At 59.7% G+C, this 23,846-nt stretch carries 23 protein-coding genes; 17 read left to right on the top strand and 6 right to left on the bottom strand.

Annotation, left to right across the window (positions count from 1 at the left end; genetic code table 11):
• Positions 1-19: 19 nt before the first annotated feature.
• Positions 20-1,279 carry an ABC transporter substrate-binding protein gene (locus A3EC_RS0101745; RefSeq protein WP_018023437.1) on the bottom strand — a complete coding sequence of 420 codons (1,260 nt, stop codon included), beginning with the start codon at positions 1,277-1,279 and terminating at the stop codon, positions 20-22.
• 152 nt (positions 1,280-1,431) lie between these two features.
• Positions 1,432-2,520 carry an ABC transporter ATP-binding protein gene (locus tag A3EC_RS0101750; protein ID WP_018023438.1) on the bottom strand — a complete coding sequence of 363 codons (1,089 nt, stop codon included), beginning with the start codon at positions 2,518-2,520 and terminating at the stop codon, positions 1,432-1,434.
• 109 nt (positions 2,521-2,629) lie between these two features.
• Here A3EC_RS0101750 and A3EC_RS12320 point away from each other — a divergent pair, with 109 nt between their 5' ends.
• The 4 genes from A3EC_RS12320 (at position 2,630) to A3EC_RS0101770 (ending at position 6,437) form a co-directional block, all read left to right on the top strand.
• Positions 2,630-3,877 (top strand): sensor histidine kinase, encoded by a 1,248-nt coding sequence (locus A3EC_RS12320; protein ID WP_018023439.1) that lies wholly within the window; start codon positions 2,630-2,632, stop codon positions 3,875-3,877.
• A gap of 60 nt (positions 3,878-3,937) precedes the next feature.
• Positions 3,938-4,648, top strand: coding sequence for a response regulator (locus tag A3EC_RS0101760; RefSeq protein ID WP_018023440.1), 711 nt, complete (start codon positions 3,938-3,940; stop codon positions 4,646-4,648).
• Between the two features lie 111 nt (positions 4,649-4,759).
• Positions 4,760-5,668, top strand: coding sequence for an ABC transporter ATP-binding protein (locus A3EC_RS0101765; RefSeq protein WP_018023441.1), 909 nt, complete (start codon positions 4,760-4,762; stop codon positions 5,666-5,668).
• A 28-nt stretch (positions 5,669-5,696) separates the two neighbouring features.
• On the top strand, positions 5,697-6,437 hold the full coding sequence (locus A3EC_RS0101770; protein WP_018023442.1) for an ABC transporter permease: 741 nt from the start codon (positions 5,697-5,699) through the stop codon (positions 6,435-6,437).
• Between the two features lie 12 nt (positions 6,438-6,449).
• On the opposite strand, the gene A3EC_RS0101775 is transcribed toward A3EC_RS0101770, so the two are convergent.
• Both A3EC_RS0101775 and A3EC_RS0101780 read right to left on the bottom strand, forming a co-directional pair.
• Positions 6,450-7,238: a TIGR03089 family protein gene (locus A3EC_RS0101775; RefSeq protein ID WP_018023443.1), complete on the bottom strand. Its 789-nt coding sequence runs from the start codon at positions 7,236-7,238 to the stop codon at positions 6,450-6,452.
• Positions 7,239-7,254: 16 nt separating this feature from the next.
• Positions 7,255-8,898 carry an LCP family protein gene (locus A3EC_RS0101780; RefSeq protein ID WP_018023444.1) on the bottom strand — a complete coding sequence of 548 codons (1,644 nt, stop codon included), beginning with the start codon at positions 8,896-8,898 and terminating at the stop codon, positions 7,255-7,257.
• A 59-nt stretch (positions 8,899-8,957) separates the two neighbouring features.
• Here A3EC_RS0101780 and rfbD point away from each other — a divergent pair, with 59 nt between their 5' ends.
• The 4 genes from rfbD (at position 8,958) to A3EC_RS11015 (ending at position 12,532) form a co-directional block, all read left to right on the top strand.
• Positions 8,958-9,830 carry a dTDP-4-dehydrorhamnose reductase gene (gene rfbD / locus A3EC_RS0101785; RefSeq protein ID WP_018023445.1) on the top strand — a complete coding sequence of 291 codons (873 nt, stop codon included), beginning with the start codon at positions 8,958-8,960 and terminating at the stop codon, positions 9,828-9,830.
• A gap of 6 nt (positions 9,831-9,836) precedes the next feature.
• Entirely contained in the window at positions 9,837-10,745 is a 909-nt protein-coding gene (locus A3EC_RS0101790) for a glycosyltransferase family 2 protein (RefSeq protein ID WP_018023446.1), read from the top strand.
• 102 nt (positions 10,746-10,847) lie between these two features.
• Positions 10,848-11,930, top strand: coding sequence for a mannose-1-phosphate guanylyltransferase (manB, locus tag A3EC_RS0101795; RefSeq protein ID WP_018023447.1), 1,083 nt, complete (start codon positions 10,848-10,850; stop codon positions 11,928-11,930).
• A 251-nt stretch (positions 11,931-12,181) separates the two neighbouring features.
• Positions 12,182-12,532: a WhiB family transcriptional regulator gene (locus A3EC_RS11015; protein WP_018023448.1), complete on the top strand. Its 351-nt coding sequence runs from the start codon at positions 12,182-12,184 to the stop codon at positions 12,530-12,532.
• 47 nt (positions 12,533-12,579) lie between these two features.
• Here the strand turns inward: A3EC_RS11015 and A3EC_RS0101805 are convergent, their stop codons facing one another.
• Entirely contained in the window at positions 12,580-13,029 is a 450-nt protein-coding gene (locus A3EC_RS0101805; RefSeq protein WP_026162083.1) for a metallopeptidase family protein, read from the bottom strand.
• 99 nt (positions 13,030-13,128) lie between these two features.
• Between A3EC_RS0101805 and A3EC_RS0101810 the strand changes: the two genes are divergently transcribed.
• The 4 genes from A3EC_RS0101810 to manA are packed head-to-tail and all read left to right on the top strand — an operon-like array spanning position 13,129 to position 17,210.
• Complete coding sequence (locus A3EC_RS0101810) at positions 13,129-13,509, top strand: DUF3499 domain-containing protein (RefSeq protein WP_026162084.1); 381 nt, start codon at positions 13,129-13,131, stop codon at positions 13,507-13,509.
• 56 nt (positions 13,510-13,565) lie between these two features.
• Positions 13,566-14,948: a phosphomannomutase/phosphoglucomutase gene (locus A3EC_RS0101815; RefSeq protein WP_018023451.1), complete on the top strand. Its 1,383-nt coding sequence runs from the start codon at positions 13,566-13,568 to the stop codon at positions 14,946-14,948.
• An 18-nt stretch (positions 14,949-14,966) separates the two neighbouring features.
• A complete protein-coding gene (locus A3EC_RS11020; RefSeq protein WP_018023452.1) occupies positions 14,967-15,983 on the top strand; it encodes a hypothetical protein in 1,017 nt (338 codons plus the stop codon).
• A gap of 6 nt (positions 15,984-15,989) precedes the next feature.
• Positions 15,990-17,210, top strand: coding sequence for a mannose-6-phosphate isomerase, class I (gene manA / locus A3EC_RS0101825; RefSeq protein ID WP_026162085.1), 1,221 nt, complete (start codon positions 15,990-15,992; stop codon positions 17,208-17,210).
• A gap of 18 nt (positions 17,211-17,228) precedes the next feature.
• On the opposite strand, the gene A3EC_RS0101830 is transcribed toward manA, so the two are convergent.
• Positions 17,229-18,023 (bottom strand): hypothetical protein, encoded by a 795-nt coding sequence (locus tag A3EC_RS0101830; protein WP_018023454.1) that lies wholly within the window; start codon positions 18,021-18,023, stop codon positions 17,229-17,231.
• A gap of 308 nt (positions 18,024-18,331) precedes the next feature.
• Here A3EC_RS0101830 and A3EC_RS0101835 point away from each other — a divergent pair, with 308 nt between their 5' ends.
• From A3EC_RS0101835 to lpqB, 5 genes are all read left to right on the top strand, one after another.
• Positions 18,332-18,703, top strand: a complete 372-nt coding sequence (locus tag A3EC_RS0101835; RefSeq protein ID WP_018023455.1) for a DUF4259 domain-containing protein — start codon at positions 18,332-18,334, stop codon at positions 18,701-18,703.
• Between the two features lie 18 nt (positions 18,704-18,721).
• Entirely contained in the window at positions 18,722-19,564 is an 843-nt protein-coding gene (locus A3EC_RS11025) for a dTMP kinase (protein ID WP_018023456.1), read from the top strand.
• Positions 19,565-19,568: 4 nt separating this feature from the next.
• Positions 19,569-20,249 (top strand): MtrAB system response regulator MtrA, encoded by a 681-nt coding sequence (gene mtrA, locus A3EC_RS0101845; RefSeq protein ID WP_018023457.1) that lies wholly within the window; start codon positions 19,569-19,571, stop codon positions 20,247-20,249.
• Between the two features lie 74 nt (positions 20,250-20,323).
• Positions 20,324-22,042, top strand: coding sequence for an MtrAB system histidine kinase MtrB (gene mtrB, locus A3EC_RS11030; protein WP_018023458.1), 1,719 nt, complete (start codon positions 20,324-20,326; stop codon positions 22,040-22,042).
• A gap of 1 nt (position 22,043) precedes the next feature.
• Positions 22,044-23,840: an MtrAB system accessory lipoprotein LpqB gene (gene lpqB, locus A3EC_RS0101855; protein ID WP_018023459.1), complete on the top strand. Its 1,797-nt coding sequence runs from the start codon at positions 22,044-22,046 to the stop codon at positions 23,838-23,840.
• The last annotated feature ends 6 nt before the right edge of the window (positions 23,841-23,846 follow it).

Consider the following 23,846-nt stretch of genomic DNA (forward strand, 5'->3'; position numbering starts at 1 on the left):
TCCTTTGTTAGGACGCGGCTTAGCGGTTGCCTGCCTGCTCAATTGCGGAAGTCATGTCGTTCAGTGCATCATCGACTGGCTTCTTGGCGGTCAGTGCAGCGTATGCGTTGTCCTGGATTGCCTTCGAGATTGCGTCGTAGAACGGGCTCACTGGGCGTGGCTTTGCGTTTTCCAGGGAGGTCTTCAGCGCTGGCAGGTATGGGTACTTCTCAACCAGTGCGTCATCTTCGTAGATGGTGGACAGAACTGGTGGGAAGGATGCTTCTGCGAAGGAGGCCTGGGTGTCTTCATTGATGATGAATTCAATGAAGTCGCGTGCGGTGGCCTTGTTCTTGGAGTTGATGTTGATGGCGTTGTTGTAGCCACCCAGGGTCGATGCGCCGACACCGTCTGGGCCGACCAGTGCGGAAACCTCAACCTTGTCCTTCACCGAGGATTCCTTGGAGGTGTCGTACATGTATGGCCAGTTGATGGCGAATGCGGTCTTGCCTTCGGTGAACGCTAGGTTGACCTGTTCTTCGGTTGCGGCGGTGGAAGCCTTGGAGATGTTGCCGTCGGCGTAGGCGTCGACCATTGCCTGCAGGCCGGCCTTAGCTTCGTCGGTCTTCAGGGTTGGGGTCTTGCCGTCTTCGTCAACGACGGAGCCGCCCCAGCCGTTGATGAAGTTGGTGGCGGTAACAGTCAGGCCTTCGTACTGCTTAGCGGTCAGCTGCAGGCAGTCGACGTCCTTGGCCTTGATGGCTTCGCACTGGCCCATCAGGTCTTCCCAGTTCTTTGGCTCTTCCTTTGCCAGTTCGGTGTTGCGGAAGAGGAGCTGGCCGTTGGTGTTCTGTGGAACGGCGTAGACGGTGCCGTTGTAGGTGGCGGATTCCACGGTCGATGGCAGCAGCTTGGAGGTATCTACTTCCAGGTCGCCAGTCATTGGCGCAATCCAGCCGTTTGCGGCGAACTGTGCGGTCCAGATGACGTCCAGTGCCATGACGTCATAGTCAGTGGAGCTGGCCTGCAGGGCCTGGACGAGGGTTTCGCGCTGTGCGTCAGCTTCGCCGGCGAGTTCCTTCAGTTCGACCTTTTCTTCTGGGTGGTCCTTNTTCCAAGCTTCGATAATTGGGGTCAGCTTGTCGGTGTCGTTCTTACCCATTGCAAAGGTAATTGGGCCGCGGGAGTCTTCGTTGCCGCCGGTGTCCTTCTTTGCATCATCGCCGCCGGAGGAGCAGCCAGCCAGCACCAATGCGGATGCTGCGGTGACTGCAATCAGTGAGTTACGTAGTCGAGCCATGAGGCACACCTTTCGTTAGAGCGCCCCGCAGCTGACAACATTTAGGTTAATTTGCGGTGGCGCAAGGGGTAAAACTTAGCTTAGTGACGGCTAACTGCTTTTGTGTTCAAAATATCCAATCCGGGTGTAGCCACGCCTAGACCACAGTCGCCTTAATCTGCGTTCAGCCGCACTCCGCTGTCCGGGTCGAAAGCGTGAATATGCTGTGGGTCAATCTCCAGGCGCACTTGCTGCCCTTTGTCTGGCGTTGGTGCATCTCCGAGGCGGCACACTACCGGTTCTTCAATGCTGAGTTCCGGCACCCGGGCGTAAACATAGGAGTCTGCGCCGAGCTCTTCGACGATGACCACTTCTGCTGCCAAAGCTTGCGGGTTGTCGGTGAGTTTTACGCCTTCTGGTCGCACTCCCACTGTGATGTTGCTACGGCCTTCGAGCCGTTCCGATGGAACTCCTGCTAGCTCAACTTGGTAACCGTCAATAAGCGCAGTGCGCCCGGACACGGTCGCTGGCAGCAGGTTCATGGACGGTGACCCAATGAAACCTGCAACGAAGGCGTTTGCTGGTCGTTCGTACAGTTCTTTCGGTGCGGCGACTTGTTGAAGGTCGCCGAAATTCAGGACAGCGACGCGGTCGCCCATCGTCATCGCCTCGACCTGATCGTGGGTGACATACACCGTGGTCACGCCCAATTCGCGCTGCAGTTGCGCAATGTGGGCGCGGGTCTGCACACGCAGCTTCGCGTCCAAGTTCGACAGGGGTTCATCCATGAGGAACACCTGCGGGTGGCGGACAATGGCCCGACCCATGGCGACGCGTTGCCGCTGACCACCGGACAGATCCTTCGGCTTACGATCCAGGTAAGGGGAGAGGTCCAGCAGGTCCGCTACCTGCTCGACGCGTTCTTTCATTTCGGCTTTCGGTGTATTCGCTAGCTGCAGCGGGAAGCTCATGTTTTCGCGCACCGACATATGCGGGTAGAGCGCGTAGTCCTGGAACACCATGGCAATGTCGCGGGCTTTCGGCTCCAAGTCGGTGACGTCCTTGTCGCCGATGTGGATGGCTCCGGAGGTTACTTCCTGCAGACCGGCGAGCATCCGCAGCACCGTCGACTTACCGCAGCCGGAGGGGCCGACCAGCACGAGGAACTCGCCGTCGGCAATGTCGAGATTGAGGTTGGTTACCGTCGGTTTGCTCGCCCCCGGATAGGTCAGCGAAACATCTTTGAAATTGACGGTTGCCATGTGAAATCCTCCACCGGGGTTGTGCACTGTGATGCCACTTACGGTACCAGTCAGTTTTCATCCGCCGGGATGATGCGTCGAAGTCGGGTGCGCCCTAACGTATAAACACATGGCCGTGAAGTTCGATGACTTATCCGCGAAGGTAACCACCTGGATGCGAGCACATCCGCATCTGCTGGTGGACGCACTCATTGGCTTGGCCTTGTCCTTCCTCGCCTACAACACAGACTTCGGTGTGAGCGAAGAATTCTTCGCCGATCAGATGGCTAATGCGGACCTGCTTTCCCGCTGGCACGAGTGGCAACGGACCCTCTTGGCAATCTGGATCGTCGCCGCAGGGCTAGTCATCGCCACCTTTCGCACTTGGCCAAAAATCGGGGTTATCGCTGGTCCAGGGCTGCTGTTGTTGCACCTCCTGGCATTTCCAACTACCCAGTCGGCCTTCATCTTTACCTGCGCAGTGGTCGCGCACCTTGGCCGGTTCCTGTCGCCCCCGTGGCGGATGTGGGCCTGGCCGGCACTGGTCGCGGGTATTTCGCTGGCGGTGCTGCTGCGCCCGCTGTACATGTGGAATAACGAACCGCTGATTATGCGCGCAATCATCATCGTTGTCTCGCTGGTCATGCAAGGTTTCTTCTGGCTCTGGGGGGCCAATAAACGCCGCAATGACCTCGAACTACAGGAGCTGGAAGAGCGCGCTCTTTTCGCCACCTACGCCGAGCGCACCCGCATCGCCCGCGAAATGCACGACATTGTGGCGCATTCGCTGTCCGGGATTATCGCCCAGTCCGATGGCGGCCGCTACGCCGGTAAGAAGGACCCGGAAAAGGCAATTGCGGCGTTGGAAACAATTGGCCAGTCGGCGCGGCAATCCCTGGAAGAGATGCGCTCGATTCTGTCGGTGCTCCGCGATGAAGAAGGGACAGAGCTGGTCCGCGAGCGCCAGTCGCCACCGGGTATCTCGGCGATTCCGCGGTTGATTTCCGATACTCAGGCCACCGGTTTGCAGCTGACCTACACCGCTGAGGGCGAGGCCTTTGAACTATCCGAAGCGGCGCAGTTGACCATCTACCGCATCATTCAGGAATCGCTGACCAATGTGATTAAACATGCTGGCAATGTTCGCACCACTGTCACGTTGACTTGGTCGGATGATGCCGTGACTGCGCGGATTCACAATGAGTCGCCGCTTTACCGGCCAAAAATGCCGCCACCGGGAGCGCAGCGGGGCATTACCGGCATGCGCGAGCGCGTGAAACTGCACGACGGCACTTTGGACATCAATACCGTGGTCGGCTACACCGTGACCGCAACCTTGCCGCGAAAAAGTAGCACCCCAGCGTCACACAAGAAATAGTTACACTGCATCTAGTTCCCGACTTAGCTCCCGCCCGCCACCCGCTCTGAAAGGCTTCCCGTGACCATTACTGTTGCCCTTGTCGACGACCAAATGCTGGTCCGTGCCGGTTTCGGCATGGTCATCGATAGCCAGGACGACATGTCGGTCGCATGGCAAGCCTCCGATGGTGGCGAAGCGATTGCGCAGCAAAGCGCGTCCCCGGTTGACCTGATTCTGATGGATGTGCAGATGCCCGGCACCGACGGAATCACCGCCACCCGCAGCATTGTCGCTGAGCATCCGGACACCCGCGTCGTTGTCCTGACCACCTTCGACAATGACCAGTATTTGGTCGACGCCATCGCCGCTGGGGCCTCCGGTTTCCTGCTCAAGGACGCTCAACCCGAGGAACTGCTCAGCGCAATCCGCACCGTCCATTCCGGGGAGTCAGTGCTTGCTGCTGCCTCCACCGCCCGGTTGTTGCGTACCGTTCGTCCGCTTCTTGACGGCCAGAATGGCGTCGCCGCAGGCACAGACTCAGGCCCACAATCGGTGCAACGAACTGAGCTGGCGGACCCACTCACTGAGCGCGAAACTGAAATCTTGGAGCTTGTGGCCCGCGGCCGTTCCAATGCCGAAATCGCCTCCGACCTCTTCATTTCCTTGCCGACGGTGAAGACGCACGTCTCCCACATACTGGCGAAAACCGGCTCCAGGGACCGCGTCCAAGCAGTGGTCTTTGCTTTCCGCAATGGGTATGTCTCGCCGGATGAATTGCTGGAGGGCTAACTGCTCGCTGGAGCATTGGCCGAGGGATGAGACGATCATCCTGAGGGATGATTAAGTCAGTTCATCCATAAGCCCGATGGAATGGGCCGTTGAACACGCGAAGCTTAAAGCATGTTCAACGTAGAAAACCTCACCAAGAAGTATGGCAACCATACTGCAGTCGACAACCTCAGCTTCACCGTCCCGGACGGTGCCATCACCGGCTTCCTCGGGCCGAATGGTGCCGGCAAGTCCACCACCATGCGCTGCATGCTCGGTCTGGACCGCATGACCAGTGGCACCGTCACTGTTGACGGTGGCCCGCTGTCTGCCTCCGTTCAGCCCGCCACCACTGTCGGTGCTCTGCTGGACTCCACCTGGTTCCACCCCGGTCGTACCGCCCACGGCCACGTCCGCGCAGTGGCAGCTGCCGCTGGGCTGCCATCCGCCCGTGCCGATGAGTGCTTGGAGATGGTTGGCCTCAGCTCCGTCGTCAATAAGCGTGTGGGTGGCTTTTCCCTCGGCATGAAGCAGCGCTTGGGTCTTGCGACCGCACTGCTGGGTAACCCGCAGAACTTGGTGCTGGATGAACCGGTCAACGGCCTGGATCCAGAAGGTGTGCACTGGATGCGCGATGTGCTGCGCCAGGCGGCGAATGATGGCAAGGCAGTGCTGGTGTCCTCGCACCTGCTGTCGGAAATGCAGATGATTGCGGACCGGCTGGTGGTCATTGGCCGCGGCAAACTGATCAAGGAAGCATCCCTCGACGAGTTCATCAATGGCGCCGGGCAGAGCATCCGGATTCACACCGACAACGACGCCAAACTGGTCAGCCACCTGCAGAACCTGAATGTGCCAGTCATTTCCAGCGAGCTTGGCCTCAAGGTGCAGCTCGACGGACCAATCAAGAACACCAAGACCATTGCGGTTATCGCCCGGGAATTGGACCTGCTGGTCACCCACCTGTCAGAGGACCGCACTTCGCTGGAAGATGCCTACCTCGCCGCGACGGATAAAGAAACCGTCTACCACACCGTTTAATCACACAACTTCCCGAAAGGTCCCCACAATGTTTGCCGCATTGAAATCCGAACTCATCCGCATTCTGTCCCTGCGTTCCTCGCTCATCTACGCCATTTTGCTCACCGGCACCTTCTACGGCCCGATGACGCTGTTGGTCGTGTTCTTCGCCAGCGAAGTCAATGCACCAATCGGCATCAGCGAACTGTTCATTGGCTCGATGTTCTTCCTGCCGATTGCCGTGATTTTCGGTGCTGCGAGTACCGCCAGCGAAATCCGCCACGGCTCCACCGCACTCAGCTTCCTGGTGCAGCGCCACCGCTGGACGTCCTTAGTCGCCCGCGTTGTGGCGAACTGGCTATTCATCGCCATCAACTACGTAGTAGGCCTCGGCCTTGCGATCGGCGTCTCCAACTTCAACCCAGCTGGTCTGGAGCTCGGCGATAAATTCCTGCCAATGGCCGGCCTCATGCTCGGTTCGGCACTGTTCTGGAACGCTATTGGTGTGGCCACCGGCTTCATTTTCCGTGGCGTTGCCATGGCCGTCACGCTGCCACTGCTGTGGATTACCGTCGCCGAAACCATGATGGGGGTGCTGCCAGTGAAGTTCTTCGCGGAGCTGGCCACCTGGGCGCCATACGGTTTGACCACGAGTCAGCTGCCGGGCTGGATTATTGGTAACGAACCGCTGCACTCCCCAGCTCAGATGTTCGGCGTGCTGGCCGCAATCCTAGCCGCGTTCATCGCCGCAGGTTGGGCGTTGCACACCCGTCGGGACGTGCTGGCCTAGGGCGGCCAAGCGTTAACCTAACAGCTGTGCCTTTTCCACGTCAGCCAAGTGCGCCAACCGTGGTGCTGAACCGGCTCGCACTACAACTGCCGAACCGCCCACAGCCCATGGCGCCGCCACAGTTGCCAACCACGCGGACGGACTAAAGCGGCCGTCTGCATCCAACCAACCCGACGACAGCAGACGGGCACCATTAACCAGCTCCACCTCGGAGCTGGTTTTTTGCTTTTCGACGGTGTGGGCGAGCTCAGCCTCCGACATGCCTGGCACCAGGGATCGCGCGGTGTTCGGCTTACCGCCGAAGTAGGCATCTGGCTGAATCCGCACGTCGGGTGCAAAGTCCATGACACCAAACGGAACTTCGCCGCCGCATTCGGCAACCCCACGACCGAAAGCATCATCGGTGAGCACCGCAACTTCCACACCTGGGACGGCTTCTTCCCAAGCGTCCAGCTTTTCGACGGTCGTGAATACCCATTGCGGTGCGGCCCCGGCACCAGTACCAGCACCAGCACCTGCGGCGCCAGCGGCGAAATCTTCTGGCAGCACCGGCAGCACCTCAATCTCTGCTCGCCACGCGCCAACCAGCAGGCAGCCTGCCTGCCAGATCACCGGCAAGTCCACGGCAATGGCATCGCCAGGGGCAAGACCGCAGTCGGTGCGTAGTAGGTTCGCGATTTTTGCAGCCCAGTTCTCCAGCGTTGCACCAGAGAGCTCGGTGCGGCCCCCGGTCACTTCGTCGTAGCAGGTCAAGCGGGGCGCAGCTGCGTCCGCCGTCAACAAATCGTCAAAAAGCGACATGGCTGGAGGCTCCTATCTAGTTAACGCACCGCGGACCATTTTGATCCGCAACAATCTTCTCCGGCACGTCGGACTTTTCCACGGGGCTACCTTGGGTGCCGACGACATCAGCAGGGTTAGCTGGTGTGTTCGTCGTGCCGTCCGCGGAAGGTTCCGGTGTTTGCCCGATTGGGGTGAAGGTGCCGTTGATGCCTGGGCCGTTGTAGTCCGGTGCAAGCATCACTTTGACGGTACCGGCTGGGACAGAAGGGTCTTCCTCCACGGGCAGGCCACCGAGTTCGTAGGCGACTCGCTGGGCGCCGGCGTCATCTGAACGGGCAGCCAAAACGCGCGACTTAGGTTGCTGTTCGACGATGTCAGCAAGGCCAGGCGCATAACCGAGTTGGGCGAGGCCGCCGGAGACAATGGTGGCCAGACCTGGGTAGCCAGAGCCGTCCAGCACCTGCACGGTGTAGTCGGATTCGGTGACTGCCGGTGGGGTGGTTGTGGTGGAGGTCGGTGGGGCTTCGCTGTCACGCATGTGTTCCGGCAGCAGGTCCTTAAAGTACTTCTGGACTTGGGCTTTGTCGACGGTGACGATGGATTCGCCGTAGTCGCCGGTGCCGTCCATGGAGGTCACCGGGATGGTTTCGAAGGAGACGTCGCCAGCGGTCAGGCTTTGCATTTGGGTGGCAAAGGCGATGGGGTCCCAGTCGTTGTCGAGGACGACGGAGCGCTCGGCGGCGCGACCAAGTTCGTTGAGTTTAGTCGGGTTGGCCAGCACGTTTGCTGACAGCATGGAGCCGGTCATGGAGGCCAGGAATGCTTGCTGCCGGGCGATGCGGTCAAGGTCGCCGCGGGGCAGGCCATGGCGTTGGCGGACGAAGCTGAGGGCTTCGGCGCCGGAGAGTCGCTGCCGGCCGGCTTTGAAGTTGGCGCCGGAGTATGGGTCGTTGACGGCGTCGTTGAGGCAGACTTCCACACCGCCGACAGCATCGGTGACCAGCACAAAGCCGAGCAGACCGACTTCGGCGTAGTGGTCGATGGTCACGCCGGTGAGGTTTTGCACAGTATCAATGAGGGCTTTTCGGGCAGCCTCGGATGCTTTGCGGTTGACATCGGCGTCGGAGCTGACGGCATCGGTTTCGGAAATTTCGACACCGGAGTCTTGGGCGATGCGCTGCATTTCTTGGAAGCGGGTCATGCCGTAGACACCGTTGATTTTGGTGTTACCGAAGTCGGTGGTTTCGACGTAGGTGTCGCGGGGGATGGACACAGCTGTTGCGGAGGAACCGTCGTTTGGAATCCGCATGAGGATGAGTGTGTCGGTGTTGGTGCCTTCTTCGTCGCCGGCGTGCAGCATGTCGGTTTCGGCTTGGGTAAGGGGTTTGCCTTGGGCGTCTACGCGGGAGTCGACACCGACGAGGAGGATGTCGGTGGAGCCGTCTTTGTTTTCGCCGAGGGACAGGTCGCCGCCTTTGGATAGGCCGGAGACATTGTTACCGATGGTGGTGTAGCCGACGCCTGCCAGGGATAGCAGTCCGACGCTGAGCAGGCCGAGTGCGGCGCGGCCGGGCAGTGGCCAGGCTTGCTTCGCGCGGCGTTGTTGCGGCGGAGCTGACTGAATCGTGCGGTTGTGCCGGCCTGTGCGTGGTCGGGGTTTCCGCGATTCTTCGGACAAAGTCTTGCTCCTCGGGGTGGTCAATCGCCTTCAAGCTATTTTTCGACAATAGTGGAACTATGCGCATAATCATTGTTGGCGCCGCAGGGCAATTGGGAACTGCGTTGCGTCGAACTGCTCCGACAGGCCTTAACGTGGTGGAACTCACACGCTCGGATGTGGATATTTCCGATGAGCGGCAGGTGCTGGCGCATCCCGCGTTTGTCGGTGCGGATGTAGTTATTAACTGCGCAGCTTACACCGCTGTCGATAATGCGGAAAAGCCTGAGCAGCGCGACATTGCTTTTGCGGTCAACGCGTTGGGTGCGGAGTTGTTGGCGCGCCGGGCCGCGGCGGAGGGCGCATTTGTTGTGCAGGTGTCGACGGATTATGTCTTTGGCAGTGATACGCAGCGCCTAGCTGCGCGGTCGCCGTGGCCGGTGGATGCGCCGACGGTGCCGGAGACGGTGTACGGGGCGAGCAAGTTGGCGGGGGAGCGTGCGGTGCGTGCGGCGTGTCCGCACAGTGCCATTGTGCGAACTGCCTGGGTGTTTTCTGGGCCAACGCAGCCAGATGCGCCGTGTTTTGTGACGACAATGATGCGGCTGGCGGCGAGCGGGCGGGATATTTCGGTGGTCAACGATCAGTTCGGCAATCCCACGTTTGTTGATGATTTGGCGCGCGGTATCTGGGCTCTTGCTGCGGCCAGCGTGCCCGGTGTGTTCCATGCCACGGGTTCCGGTGTGGCGACCTGGTACGACTTGGCGGTTGCCACCTTTGAGCTTATTGACGCTAATCCGCGTCGTATTTCGCCAGTGACCTCGGAGGAGTATCCGCGACCGGCCCCGCGGCCGAAGTGGTCAGTTTTGGATGATTCTGCGTGGTTGGCCAGTGGTTTTGAGCCATTGCCGTCGTGGCGAGACGGACTTCGTCGTTCCTTGGAAGTAGGGTGATTCCCCGTGAGTAAACGTTTAGCTGTAGTGACCGTGACCTATTCGCCGGGTGAACATTTGGCGAAGTGCATCGATTCGTTGGCCGAGGCAACCACATTGCCGACAACGACGATTCTGGCGGATAACGGTTCCAAGGATGGCGCCCCTGAACTGGTGGCGGCTGCTCATCCGGACTCGGTGACTCTCATGTCGACGGGGTCGAATATCGGCTACGGCGCTGCAATCAATGCGGCAGCTGCGGTACTGCGCCCAATGGTGGAGACCGGAGAGATTGATGAAGAGTTTTTCCTGATTACCAACCCGGACGTGGTGTACAGCCCGGGGTCGATTGACACGATGATTGCCGCTGCGGAGCGTTGGCCGCGTGCGGGAGCGCTGGGGCCGCTGATTCGGGAAGCTGATGGGAGCGTGTACCCGTCAGCGCGTGCACTGCCGGACATTGCGAGCGGTATTGGGCACGCGATTTTTGCGGACATTTGGAAGTCGAATCCGTGGTCGCGGAAGTATCGCCAGAATGCAGATATGGATAGCGAGCGCACGTCGGGTTGGTTGTCTGGCGCGTGTTTGTTGGTGCGCTGGGATGCTTTCGATGCCATTGACGGCTTTGATCCGCGCTACTTCCTTTACATGGAGGACGTGGATTTGGGGGACCGGATGTGGAAGGCCGGTTGGCAGTCGGTGTTTGTGCCTAGTGCGGAGATCGCGCATGCACAGGGCCATTCTACGAGCGCGCATCCGGAGTTCACCTTGGGCGCGCATCACGATAGTGCTTTCCGCTATCAGGCTGATCGGCATCCGCATTGGTGGCAAGCTCCGTTGCGCGGTGTGCTGTGGGTGGGCCTGCAGGTGCGGTTGAAGTTGGCGATTGCCGCCGCGAAGCGTGCGCACCGCAAAGCTACGGCCGCGCAGAAGTAGCGTGCAAAGTAGCGGAATTGTAACCCGGCGCGGCAACCTTTCTTCCGCGTCGGCCGTTGTCATACTTGAGAAATAGTTCGATAAACGATTGAGGAGCAGTCCGTGTCCGATATTGCGTCCCGTACCGATGCGGTGATTCTGGTTGGTGGTAAAGGTACCCGCCTTCGTCCGCTGACGGTGTCGAAGCCGAAGCCGATGCTGCCGACTGCAGGTGTGCCGTTTTTGGAGCACCTGTTGGCTCGTATCCAGGCCGCTGGCATTAAGCACGTCGTGCTGGGTACCTCGTTTAAGGCTGAGGTCTTTGAAGAGCACTTTGGTAATGGTGCTGACTTCGGACTGGAAATTGAGTACGTCGTAGAGGACGAACCGCTGGGCACCGGCGGCGGTATCCGCAATGTGTACGACAAGCTGCGCAATGACACTGTCATGGTGTTCAACGGCGATGTCCTCGGCGGTGCCGACCTGAATGCGCTGTTGGAGACCCATGAGTCGAATAATGCTGACGTGACTATGCACTTGGTGCATGTGTCGGATCCGCGGGCGTTTGGTTGCGTGCCAACCGATGCCGAAGGCCGCGTGTCTGCGTTCTTGGAGAAGACTGAAGACCCACCAACGGATCAGATTAACGCTGGTGCGTATGTCTTCCGTCGGGAAGTAATTGAAGCGATTCCGCAGGGTCGTGCTATTTCGGTGGAGCGGGAAATCTTCCCGAAGCTGCTGGAAGACGGTGCCCGCGTGTTTGGCCATGTGGATATGAGCTACTGGCGTGACATGGGGACCCCGCGTGACTTTGTTCGGGGTAGCTCTGACCTGGTTCGCGGTATTGCGCCGTCGCCGCTACTGGCTGGCCGCAACGGTGAGTCGCTGGTGGAGGATTCTGCTGCAATCGGCGCTGGTGCGTTGCTGTTCGGCGGTTCGGTTGTCGGCCGCGGCGCTGAGGTGGGTGCTGGCTGTCGTTTGGATGCAGCAGTGGTCTTTGACGGCGCAGTGATTGAGCCTGGCGCTGTTGTTGAGGCGTCCATTATTGGTGAGGGTGCCCATATTGGGCCGCGGGCGGTCATTCGTAACGCCATTATTGGCGATGGCGCCCGGGTTGGGGCCCGCTGTGAGCTTATTGACGGAGTTCGAGTGTGGCCGGGTGTGACTATTCCGGACACAGGTGTGCGGTTCAGCTCGGATATCTAATCTCTGTAGTTTTTCGGCGCGTCGGGGCAGTGGCCTTCGGTGCGTCGCTGTCTTTCTCTGGCTGAGAGCGGGTGGTGCAGAGGCAACCCCCATTAGTCACATCAGTCACATCTGTTTACTGTTGTCCCAATCTCCTTAATGGAGTATGAGATTTGCCCCGCCTAGCTTGATACTTTCGAGTTATCCGTGTGTAATCACAAGTGTGTAATTGTTCGGGACACGTCAGCAGCAATGGGAAGGATGGTGGCGGAATGGATGATCACATCGACGCCACTGCGCGGATGACCGGTATTCGTCTCGAGGTGACAGCTGGATCGGCAGTGGAGGCCGAGTCGATTTCGACCGGCTGGGCCGACGACCTGGATGGGTTGTTTGAGGCAGTCGAGCAGGATTGGCAGGAGCAGGCGCTGTGCGCGCAGACCGATCCGGAAGCGTTTTTTCCGGAAAAGGGCGGCTCCACTCGCGACGCTAAGCGGATTTGCCGTGCATGTGGAGTGCGTGACGAATGCTTGGAGTTCGCCTTGGAAAACGACGAACGTTTTGGCATCTGGGGTGGGCTGTCTGAGCGTGAACGTCGCCGTCTGAAGAAGCAGATCGGTTAATTTATTAACGAATTTAGCTAGCTAACTACTTAGTTCGCTTATTTGTATTAATCCCAGTCGGGGGAGATGTCCTCTGCTGGGATATTTAAGTATGTAGCCACTAATTTCCCGAGCGCATACTGCAGAATTCGGTCCAGTTGCTCCGCATCTTCCGCGCGCTGCTGAATGGGCATCCGGAACACGACAATGCGCGGCCGAGTTGGTGCGCCGTAGCGATCGACGCCGGCAGGAACGAGTCGCGCCAGTGGGATGGGGCCGAGTGCGACAACTTCGTCGGGCCAAATGGTGTTGAAATCTAGCCGCATTCGGGGGACGGTGTCGACCGCAACGTCGAGTTGCGTCAGTCGCTCTGCCCAGCGGTGCTGCAGTGGGGCGTAAGCCTCCAGGACGGCAGTGTCGAATTGTTGGGTGCGGGACTGCCACCTGGGGACTTCAGGGGGAAAGAGGGGGCCACGAATACCGCGACCCCGGCGGTGTACGCGACGAGAGGCTTCCATATTGAGCAAGCATAGGACGGTGACAGTCCGGAAACTTTCCGACACCCCGACAATCAGACACCTGTCTAAACCTCAAGTAACAGTCTAGACTTTGACCTCGTGAGTGAATTTCGTCGTTGCAGCCGTCCCGGATGCGGTAAACCCGCAGTCGCCACCTTGACCTATGCCTACTCGGAATCGACCGCAGTAGTCGGTCCACTAGCCGCCGTAGCCGAGCCCCACAGCTGGGACCTCTGCGCCTACCACGCTGAGCGCATCACTGCGCCGCTGGGCTGGGAGCTGCTGAAGTACACGCCAGCGCCGACCATCGATGAAGAAGAAGAGCTCACTGCACTGGCAGAAGCCGTCCGCCGCGCCGGGGAAAAGACCATGGCGGAAGAACCAGCGCAGCACCGTCACCCAGTGCACCGCGGACGGCATCGCGGCAAGGGGCACCTGCGTCTTGTGGTCGACACTGGCGAAGCTGACTTGAACGAATAGTTCTTGTAACAGCTATCCTCTAGGAGTTCACTTTTTTACCTAGAGGAGTTTGGGCAGTGACTACACGCAACCGGCAAGATGTCGACGCCATCATCAAGGCTTACGACGTTCGTGGCGTTGTCGACGAAGGCATCGACGCTGACTTTGTGCGCGACACTGGTGCCGCTTTCGCAGCAATCATGCGCGGTGAAGGCGCTACGCAAGTTGCTATTGGCTACGACATGCGCCCGTCCTCCCCAGAACTTGCTGACGCATTCGCCGAAGGCGTGTGCTCCCAGGGCCTGAACGCGGTCCTGCTCGGGCTGACTTCCACCGACGAACTCTACTTTGCAGCTGGCACCCTCAACTGCCCGGGCGCAATGTTCACTGCTAGCCACAACCCAGCCGAATACAACGGCATCAAGCTGTGCCGTGATGAAGCACGCCCAGTCTCCCGCGACACCGGCCTCGGTGACATCGCCGACATGCTGGTCGACGGTGTCCCCGCGTACGACGGCGAGCAGGGCACGGTCAGCTCTCAGGATGTCCTCGCTGACTACGGCGCATACCTGCGCAACCTGGTAGATATTGCAGACATCCGCCCACTGGTCGTTGCGGTCGATGCTGGCAACGGCATGGCTGGCATGACTACTCCAGCAGTCCTTGACGGTCTGCCGGTAGACATCCGCCCGCTGTACTTTGAACTGGACGGCACCTTCCCGAACCACGAAGCAAACCCACTGGATCCAAAGAACCTGGTCGATCTGCAGAAATTCGTCGTGGAGCAGGGCGCAGATATCGGCTTGGCTTTTGACGGTGACGCCGACCGTTGCTTCGTCATCGATGAAAAGGGCCAGCCAGTGTCCCCGTCGGCTATTTGCGCACTGGTGGCTGAGCGCGCTCTGGCGGACGAAGTTGGCGCCACCATCATCTACAACCTGATTACCTCCCAAGCGGTGCCAGAAACCATTATCGAGAATGGCGGCATTGGCGTGCGCACCCGCGTCGGCCATTCCTTCATCAAGGCGCAAATGGCGGAGACCGGCGCAGTATTCGGCGGCGAGCACTCGGCGCACTACTACTTCCGTGAGTTCTGGAACGCAGACTCCGGCATGCTCGCTGCGCTGCATGTGCTGTCCGCCTTGGGTGGCCAAGACGCACCGCTGTCCGAGATGATGGCGAAGTACAACCGCTACGCAGCTTCCGGTGAAATCAACACCCGACTGGCGGGGCCAGAAGAGCAGAAGCAGAAGCAGGACGAGGTCGTGAAGGCATTTGCGTCCCGCACCGCACGCATCGACTACCTTGATGGCGTCACCGTGGGGCTGAAGGACACCAAGGCATGGTTTAATGTCCGCGCGTCCAATACCGAGCCACTGCTGCGCCTTAACGTGGAAGCAGAGACCGCGGATGAGGTCGAAGCGCTTGTTCAGGAGATTCTCAGCGTTATCCGTGGCTAAGTGGGGCACACTGGAAGTATGGTTTCTGAGCGTCAGCAGGTGCTGCTGTTTTCAGCGGCACATGAAGGAGCGCAACTGCGAGCCGCCGCCGCGGCCATGGCATCGGGTTTGTTCACGGATCTGCTCGGTTTCGCGCCGCGCAGCATTGTGATCCACCCAAGTTCCGCGGCAGCCACCGCAGCCGCCGAATGTGCAATAGCCTTGACTCAAGCTGAGGCCCCACCCACGGTGTGGGCGTCGGAGCTTCCGGGGTTTGTCGGTTCCCTTGACTTGGTAATCGTCATCACGCACGACCCGGGTGACCACCAGGCGGCCCGTACCTTGGCTGCGGCCGTGGACCGTGGGGCGGCAACCGTACTGATTGGTGTCAATGAGGGGCCGGTGCGGTTTGCGGCCGGCGCGGACACCATCGTCGTGCCGGAGTCGACATTGCCGACGGAGGGGTCCTTCCTGCTTCCGCTGGGCTACATTTTGGCGTTGCTAGCGACGGTTGGGGCCAGTGCACTTGGGTCAGATGCGAATCTGCGGGATGTCGCGGATTTGGTGGACCAGGAGTTGGCGACATGCGCCCCAGATCGCGATGGGGCGTCGAATCCGGCGCGGCAGCTGGCGGAAAGTCTGGAAAATCATCGGGTGGTGTTCACTTGGGAGCATCCGGCGTTGGCTGCGGTCGCCCGTTTTGCCACGGATGCGTGGTTGCGGTCGGGGCAGGTCAGCGTCGCCGCGCCATGGCCGGAGGTGCAGCGTGCGGCTGTGGAATTGAACTATGCTGCTCCAGTGGCGGGGGATATTTTCTATGACCCAGAGCTTGATGGTCCGCTCGATTTGCTACCTTTAAGGGCTGTTGTGTTGACCACCACCGCGGGCCACGCGGAGACACAGCGGCGTGTGGAAGCGTTTTCCTACGCGCGGGTGTTGGCGGCAGGTGACACGACGGAGGTTGTGGATCTGCTCACCGATGTGGCAGTGACCGCGGCGCGGCTTGCCTGCGCGGCACCGTATTCGAGCTCGATTTTCAATGACAACAAGAACTGAGGACCCATGGAACGGCTAACTGGAGCAATGCGCTACTACCCGTGGGGTTCCCGCACGCTCCTGGCTAACCTGACTGGTCGGCAAATCCCAGTGGATCGCCCCGAAGCCGAATTGTGGTTCGGCGCCCATCCGACTGGTTCGGCGATGGTCGGTGACCGCAGCCTATTGGACATCATTTCGCAGGATCCGAAGCAACATTTGGGCGAGCGTGTGGTGACCCAACACGGCGAAACCTTGCCGTTTTTGTTGAAGTTACTGTCGGCGGAGCAGCCGCTGTCATTGCAGGCGCACCCCACTATTGAGCAGGCTCAGGCGGGTTTCGCCGCAGAAAACGCAGCCGGTATTGCCGTTGATGCACCCAACCGCAACTACCGCGACGCCAACCACAAGCCGGAGCTCATTGTTGCGGTGACGCAGTTCGAAGCCCTTGCCGGTTTCCGTCCGGTGGCACAAACCAGGGAGCTTATTGACGTTTTGGGCACCCCGGGATTGCAACACTATGCCGTGTTGCTGGACGGGGAAGACGAAGCTGATAGCTTGCGCGCTCTGTTTACCACTTGGATTAATCTGCCAGGCGACCGCGTGGACGCGTTGGTTAACGAAGTGGTCGCTGATGCAGAGCGGGTCGTCGCCAGCGAAGCTCCGGAATGGATCCGTACCGTGGCGGCATCGGTAGTACAGATTGCGCAGCGCTACCCGGGCGACATTGGCGTGCTGGGAGTGCTGCTGCTGAACCGGATTACCTTGCAGCCAGGCGAGGGGATTTTTATGGGGCCAGGGCAGCTACATGCGTACCTGTCTGGCCTGGGTGTGGAAATTATGGCGAACTCCGACAATGTGCTGCGTGGCGGTTTGACCTCTAAGCATGTGGATGTGCCGGAGCTGCTGCGGGTGCTTAACTTCACCCCGAATAGTGATCCGTTGATTAAGCCGCAGGTCAAGCAGACTTCGCAGGGCAATGATTACCTGCATTACGACACTCCGGTGGATGAGTTCTACTTAGACCAAGCAGCGCTGACGGAAGAGCCATTTGTGCTCAACCACGATGGTCCAGTGTTGGTGCTGTGCACCCAAGGTGAGGTGTCGGCTGCGGCCGCGCAGGATGACACGTCGGCACTGAAGATTTCCCAAGGCGAAGCGCTGTGGGTCTCAGCGGCAGAATCTGACATTGAATTGCGCGCGCAGGATGCGCAGCAGCCAACCCGAGTGTTCTTCGCGCGGGTTTAACCAGCGATTGAGCAGAACCTAGCGGCCGAAGCCGCTCCATGACGAGCTCGCTGGCAGGCTCGAGGAGCCTGGTAGGCGCTTTGGCGCCGGCTGTGGTTCTGGCGCTGGCGCTGGAACCGGTGGTTCTTGGGCAGGTTTTGGCTCGGAACTGCCTGCGGGCGCGGTGTCAGTTGGATCTGTCGGACCAGCTGGCGTTGGTTTCTTGTCTACCTTGAGCTCGTTTTCCAAGGCTTGGGCGGTGATGCGCTCAGGGTCCTTCTGGTCCGCGCCCGGCTTGGTCTCTGCCCCCGGCTTGGTTTCACCGGTTTCGCCAGGCTTGTCGGTTTCGCCAGCTGGGTCCTTCTTCTCTGCGTCCGTTGGTGGCTTCGGCTCCGAGGTATCGCCCTGTTCCGGTTGGGTGGTACCAGGCGCTGTTGGGTCCGAAGTGGTGTTTTCGGACCCAGAAAGACCAGGAATCTGCGACTGGTCAGTTACTCGGCCTTCTGGCACCACTCGAGTCGGTTCAGAGGAAGTGTCCTCACCTGGCTGCGGAATGAATGCGTTTGGCGCCAAGTATGGGTCTTCCGCCAAGCTTTCTGGGGTTGGCGATGCGCTCGGGGTTTCCGTCGACGTTGATTTTTCCGTGGCGCTAGATTCGCCAGTCGGGTACACATCCGTGGCGGTTGGCTCAGAGTCAACCGACTCGGAGGTAGAAGAAGTGTCCAGTACCATCGGGCTCTGCCCGCACGCGGCCAAAAAGGCGGCTGCAGCAGCAATGGCAGAGAGGGGGAGGCCACGGCGCAGGGCCGCAGTGGTGCGTGCGGTGTGCGTCATTCTTGGGCTCCTTTTTAATGATGGTAACGGAACGATTACGATTGCTTGTCACTTTAACACACCGATGTCTGGTTGTTAGCTGTCGAAAACCAGTTTTTGCTGACAGTGGGGGGTATCACGGAGGTGAAATGCCTCACATCTGTTGTGTCAGGGTGGCTCTGAGTGAGCGCATTGTGAAGTGATAGTTCTTAGAGCGTCGCGTTTGTACAAAATGCGGTACAAACTGCTGTAAGGGCAATTGTGTCCCTGCCGCGAACTTTCAAATGAACCCCGGCCTGTTTTTGGCCCCGACAAGGAAAGTGTCTGCAATGTCTAATTGGGATGAAAATGTCTTGAGCGTCGAGACCAACGCTGATTTCCTCGACGACCTCAGCCTGCTGGAGGAAGAGGACATCCTTGAAGCTCTGGAAGATGCCTGCAAGTTGATGCTGGCTGAATCTCCAGCTGACGAAGAGGAAACCGACAACGCACTGGCCGCTGCCACCATCGCAGCTATTTGGTGCGGCGCAACCTACTCCGCTTCCCAGATCGTCAATGAATACCCGTTCATCCGTGCGGGTATCGGCGAGTGCCCAGAGTCCTTCAGCGAACTGGCAGCCAAGGTATTCGATAAGTACGGCGAAGAAACCGACGAGGAAACCATCGAAGAGTTCGAAACCTTCGCTGAGGCTTTGGCCTAGTTAATATCGGAGTTCACTGTGATTTTGGCAATTGAGGGCATCGATGGCGCCGGTAAAAACACCCTCACCACGATGCTCGTCGCCGCTCTGGAAAAATCTGGCCTGACCGTTAAACGCATGGGGTTCCCCGCCTACGGTCGCAACCAGTGGGCCATCACCATCGATGAAGCCCTCCACGGCCAACACCCAGACATTATCAGTGACCCGCTGGCGATGGCAGAACTGTTCTTCCGCGACCGCAGCGCCATGCGCGACACCGTCCTCGAACTGACCAATTCAGCCGATGTCGTCATCATGGACCGCTACTTCGCGTCGAATCTGGCGTACACCGCTGCCCGGCTTGAGCTTGAGATCCCTGCCGAACCCGGATCGCCGATCCCTTCCGTCATCAAGCAATTAACCCAGGCCGAAGTAGGGCCGAAAGGTTTGCCGCCTGCCGACCTCACCGTGCTTATTGACGCAGCGGTGGATCTGGCGGCCAGCCGGGCTGAGCAACGCGCTGCTGCGGATGCGACGCGGGCTAAAGATGAATACGAACGCGACGGGGGTCTGCAAGCCCGAGTGGCGCAGGCCTATCGGAACCTTGCAGCGCGACATTGGGGGACAATCGCTGACGACGGCACCTTCACCCCGGCCCGGTGGGAAATTGCCCCTGCTGAGCATCCGACTGCAGACGTAGTCGCATGGCTGTCACCCCTGGTGCAGAAGATTGCCGCGGACAAAGAAGGCGCATTTCAGCACTGGTCAGCGCAAGCCTGTGCGGCATCATTCCCCGGTAGTGCAGCGGGGGCGGCATGTGGTTGGCCGAAAGTATCAGTTGCGCCATCAACGGTGGCTGTGCCCGAAGAATGGTTAGGATAAAGCCATGACTGCGAAGATTCTGGTGGTAGACGACGACCCGGCCATTGCGGAAATGCTCACGATGGTGCTGAACCGTGAAGGCTTTGACACCGTTGTAGTGGGCGACGGTATTGAAGCGGTGAACGCCGAACGTGCCGAAAACCCGGACCTCGTGCTGCTTGACCTCATGCTGCCTGGAATGAGCGGTATTGACGTTTGCCGCAAAATTCGGGAGACCTCCGCAGTACCCGTGATTATGTTGACCGCGAAAACCGACACCGTTGATGTGGTGCTCGGGCTCGAATCCGGTGCAGACGACTACATTCCGAAGCCGTTTAAGCCAAAGGAACTCATTGCGCGGGTGCGGGCTCGCCTGCGGCGCAGCGACGATACGCCGACTGATTTCCTAGAAATCGGTGACCTGCAGATCGACGTGCCGGGGCACATTGTTAGCCGCGGTGACGAAGAAATTGCGCTGACCCCACTGGAATTCGACCTGCTGCTGAAACTGGCATCCAAGCCAGGGCAAGTGTTCTCCCGCGAAGAACTATTGGAGGAAGTGTGGGGCTACCGGCACGCCTCGGATACTCGCCTCGTGAACGTGCATGTGCAGCGCCTGCGGTCGAAAATTGAGCAGGACCCAGAAAACCCGAAAATTGTTCTGACTGTCCGTGGCGTCGGCTACAAAACGGGAGTTAATGAGTGACGGAGGCAGTAACTGCCGCCCCGGGAGATAGTTTGTCGGCTGACGATTCGCCGGATACCAGTTCGGAAGTGGCCATGCGGCCGATTACCCGGCTGCGGACCAGCATCGAAAATATTCAGGACCAAGGCATCCACCTGTGGCGCACCTCCACGCAGGTGCGGGTGGTGTCGTCCGTGGTGCTGGCATCTGCATCCGTCATTTTGATCCTGGGCATTGTCCTGATCAGCATCATTGCGCAGCAGCTGCTTGGTGCGAAGTTGGACGCCTCCGACCAAGAAATTGAGCGTGCGCGCCGAGTTGTAGAGCAACAAATTGCGAACACCGATGCGCTCAACAGCACTGAGTCCCGGTTAGCGGTGGCCCGGCAAGTGCTCACCGACCAGTCCCGCAGCAGCGGCGGCACCTCCGGCGCAGCCGAAAATTTCGAACCCGTGCTTATCGCCCCAGACGTGTCGAACCACGCGTCCGTGAGTTTGCCGCAGCAAAACCCGATCCCCGATACGCTGCGTAAATTCGTGCAGAGCGGGCAGGTGAGTTACCAATACGCCACCGTGGCCCGACCAGATGGTACGGCCTACAAAGCCCTGATTATCGGCACCCCAACGTCAACGGATATCCCCAACCTTGAGCTGTACCTGGTGGTGTCCATGCAGAGCGAAGAAAGCATGCTGGACCTGGTGCGTGGTCTGCTGCTGGCTGGCGGTCTTGTGCTGATGGTGCTGCTCGTTGCCATTGCCTGGCTGTTCTCTCACCAAATCACCGCGCCAATCCGCTCCGCATCCCGCATTGCGGAACGGTTTGCCTCCGGTAACTTCCGCGAACGCATGCCGGTGGAAGGCGAAGACGAAATCGCCCGCCTTGGCATCAGCTTCAACGAGATGGCCGAATCACTGTCCCAGCAGATTACGCAGCTGGAGGAATACACCGACCTGCAGCGCCAGTTCACCTCTGACGTTTCCCACGAGCTGCGCACGCCACTGACTACAGTGCGGATGGCTGCCGACATGATTTGGGATAACGCCGACGAATTGGACCCACTGACTCAGCGCTCGGCGGAGCTGCTCATCACTGAGCTGGACCGCTTCGAAATGCTGCTCGGAGACCTGCTGGAGATTTCCCGCCACGATGCCGGCGTCGCAGACCTGACCGCAGAACGCATCGATATCCGCGGCTGTGTCACCTCCGCGTGGCACCCACTAGAGCACTTGCGAGAAGAGTCCGGGGTGCAACTGATTTGGGACTTCCCAGAAGAACCAGTGTCCGCTGTTGTTGATACTCGCCGGGTGGAACGAATCTTGCGCAACCTGTTGGCCAACGCGCTAGACCACTCTGAAGGCAATCCGATTATGGTTGCGCTGCGCGCCGACGATGAAGAAGTGGCCGTTACCGTCACCGACAATGGTGTTGGTTTGAAGCCAGGCCAGGAAGAACTCGTATTCAACCGCTTCTGGCGCGCCGATCCATCCCGTGAACGACGCACCGGCGGTACCGGCCTTGGTCTGGCCATCGCTCGCGAAGATGCGCTGCTGCACGGCGGTCGGCTAGAGGCAGTTGGTGACCCAGGAGTTGGCAGTTGCTTCCGCTTGACGCTGCCACTGGTGCCCGGCGGCATTGTCGACTCCAGCCCGTTGCCGTTGGTTGTGACTACGCTGACGGAAACCGCTTCGGGCGAGGTTAAACCCGTCGATAAGCCCGAAACCGGGGAGTATTCTTTGGGGGAATTGGTCATGGACCCGCTGGTGAAACGACTGCAGGATACCTATCCTGACCCAGAGACGGGGAAGGAGAGCTGAGATGGCGGACCTGAACCGAAACCACCACCGCACTGGCCTCGACCGCACCGACCGCACCGGTACCGACCGCACCCGCGCGCGTTGGCGCCGGCTGTCATTGCTTGCCGCCCTGCCGCTGCTGGCGGGCTGCACCACCTTGCCAGGGGAGAGTAACCCACAGGCACTACGCGGTTACGAAGCTGCCACCAGCACGGCAGATATTGCGGCGCCGCAGAAGGACCAGGCACCGGACCTGTTGCTGCGCGACTTTTTCTCGGCGGCGGCGCACCCAGCGCAGGACCACGCGGCGGCCCGGCAGTTCCTGATGCCCGATGCGGCAGAAAAGTGGAATGACCGGCCGGACATGCTGATTATTTCCCGCCTAGATATCAGCACCGAGTCGGTGACCTCCGGCGATGAGTTGACCTATAAGGTCCGTGGTTCGGTGGTCGGCAAGCTGGGGCCCGGCGGCGCCTATGATCCGCAAAACGGTGCCTATGAGGAACCGTTTACACTGCGGAAAAACCAGGAAGGCCAGTGGCGGATTTCCTCACTGCCGCAGGGTGTGATTGTGGAGCGTCCGGACTTTTTGGATAACTACGCCCCGCATGACGTGCTGTTTTTTGACAATAGCGAGCGGTTTTTGGTGCCGGACCGCCGGTGGATTCTCACCACTTCGGATTTCCGGGCGGCAAGTTTGATGAACTTGTTGGCCTCGGGGCCGCGGCAACAGTTCCAGCCGTCACTGCGGTCGAAGTTGCCGCCGGGCTCGGCGGTGTCGGTGGATATGTCGGCAGGCAATATCACCATTAATTTCACTGGCTTAGGGGAGCTGTCGCCGTCGGATCGGACCCGGCTGGCGGCGCAGAGCGTGTGGACGCTCGCGGCGTCGGAGATCCGCGGTCCATATTTCATCAATAGTGATGGTGTCCCGCTGCTCGGGGAGTTCGCCGATGGCTGGAATATTGAGGATGTCAGCGAATATGACCCACAAGCGTCTTCGGAGGCGGTAGGCGGTCTGTATGCGCTGCAGGATGGTCGACTGCGGAAAGTGGTCGGCAATTCGTTGGAGCCGGTCGCTGGTGGTTGGGGTACCGCCTCAGATTTGGAGTCGGTGTCGGTGGCACCGAATGGCACGGAGATTGCGGGGGTGCGGTCGAATCGCGCTGCGGGTCGAGATGGCTCGGAGCTGGTGATGGGCACCGAGTCGGGTGATCAAAACCGGGTGCTGTCTGCAAAGACGCTGACCAGGCCGTCATGGGGTGCGGATTCGGGCGCTGTGTGGACCGTCGTCGATGGCCATCGTGTGGTCCGAGTGGTGCGCTCGTCCAGTGGGGAAACCTCCCAGTCGGAGGTGGAGTCGTCGGAGCTTGCGGACCTGAAGGGCGCGGTGTCGGTGTTTGAGACGAACCGTTCGGATTCGGTTGCGGCGATGATTGTGGATGGCCGGGTGTATATTGCCTCGATTGCGTGGCCATCTGCGGGCACCCGCAAGCTGGAAAATGTGCGCGAGATTGCGTTCCCCATTGGCAGTACGGCGTTGTCGCTTGCGTGGAATACGGATGGTTCTTTGCTGGTGGGTACGTCGTCCGCGGATTCGCCGGTGTGGCGGATTGAGGCGGATGGTTCGGCGAACTATGTCATGTCGAGCCGGAACATTAACGCCCCGGTGGTCGCGGTCGCGTCAACCCGCTCCATGCTCTATGCCACGGATGCGTCCTCGTTGGTGCAGTTGTCCCCAGGGGCCGGCAAGGAGCAGTTCTGGCGTGAGGTTCCAGCGATGCAAGGTACCCGCGCGGTTCCGGTGACCACAAAGTAGGACGCC

This window comes from Corynebacterium ulceribovis DSM 45146 (genome assembly GCF_000372445.1).
In the GTDB taxonomy this organism is placed as follows: Bacteria; Actinomycetota; Actinomycetes; order Mycobacteriales; family Mycobacteriaceae; genus Corynebacterium; species Corynebacterium ulceribovis.

What these genes read in the sequence shown, in the direction of transcription:
- A3EC_RS11015 (WP_018023448.1), top strand. Translation starts at nt 12,182, where the DNA reads ATGGATGATCACATCGACGCCACTGCGCGGATGACCGGTATTCGTCTC.
- A3EC_RS0101805 (WP_026162083.1), bottom strand. Translation starts at nt 13,029, where the DNA reads ATGGAAGCCTCTCGTCGCGTACACCGCCGGGGTCGCGGTATTCGTGGC.
- rfbD (WP_018023445.1), top strand. Translation starts at nt 8,958, where the DNA reads ATGCGCATAATCATTGTTGGCGCCGCAGGGCAATTGGGAACTGCGTTG.
- lpqB (WP_018023459.1), top strand. Translation starts at nt 22,044, where the DNA reads ATGGCGGACCTGAACCGAAACCACCACCGCACTGGCCTCGACCGCACC.
- A3EC_RS0101770 (WP_018023442.1), top strand. Translation starts at nt 5,697, where the DNA reads ATGTTTGCCGCATTGAAATCCGAACTCATCCGCATTCTGTCCCTGCGT.
- A3EC_RS12320 (WP_018023439.1), top strand. Translation starts at nt 2,630, where the DNA reads ATGGCCGTGAAGTTCGATGACTTATCCGCGAAGGTAACCACCTGGATG.
- A3EC_RS0101830 (WP_018023454.1), bottom strand. Translation starts at nt 18,023, where the DNA reads ATGACGCACACCGCACGCACCACTGCGGCCCTGCGCCGTGGCCTCCCC.
- A3EC_RS0101765 (WP_018023441.1), top strand. Translation starts at nt 4,760, where the DNA reads ATGTTCAACGTAGAAAACCTCACCAAGAAGTATGGCAACCATACTGCA.
- A3EC_RS0101750 (WP_018023438.1), bottom strand. Translation starts at nt 2,520, where the DNA reads ATGGCAACCGTCAATTTCAAAGATGTTTCGCTGACCTATCCGGGGGCG.
- mtrA (WP_018023457.1), top strand. Translation starts at nt 19,569, where the DNA reads ATGACTGCGAAGATTCTGGTGGTAGACGACGACCCGGCCATTGCGGAA.
- A3EC_RS0101775 (WP_018023443.1), bottom strand. Translation starts at nt 7,238, where the DNA reads ATGTCGCTTTTTGACGATTTGTTGACGGCGGACGCAGCTGCGCCCCGC.
- mtrB (WP_018023458.1), top strand. Translation starts at nt 20,324, where the DNA reads ATGCGGCCGATTACCCGGCTGCGGACCAGCATCGAAAATATTCAGGAC.
- A3EC_RS0101835 (WP_018023455.1), top strand. Translation starts at nt 18,332, where the DNA reads ATGTCTAATTGGGATGAAAATGTCTTGAGCGTCGAGACCAACGCTGAT.
- A3EC_RS11020 (WP_018023452.1), top strand. Translation starts at nt 14,967, where the DNA reads ATGGTTTCTGAGCGTCAGCAGGTGCTGCTGTTTTCAGCGGCACATGAA.
- manA (WP_026162085.1), top strand. Translation starts at nt 15,990, where the DNA reads ATGGAACGGCTAACTGGAGCAATGCGCTACTACCCGTGGGGTTCCCGC.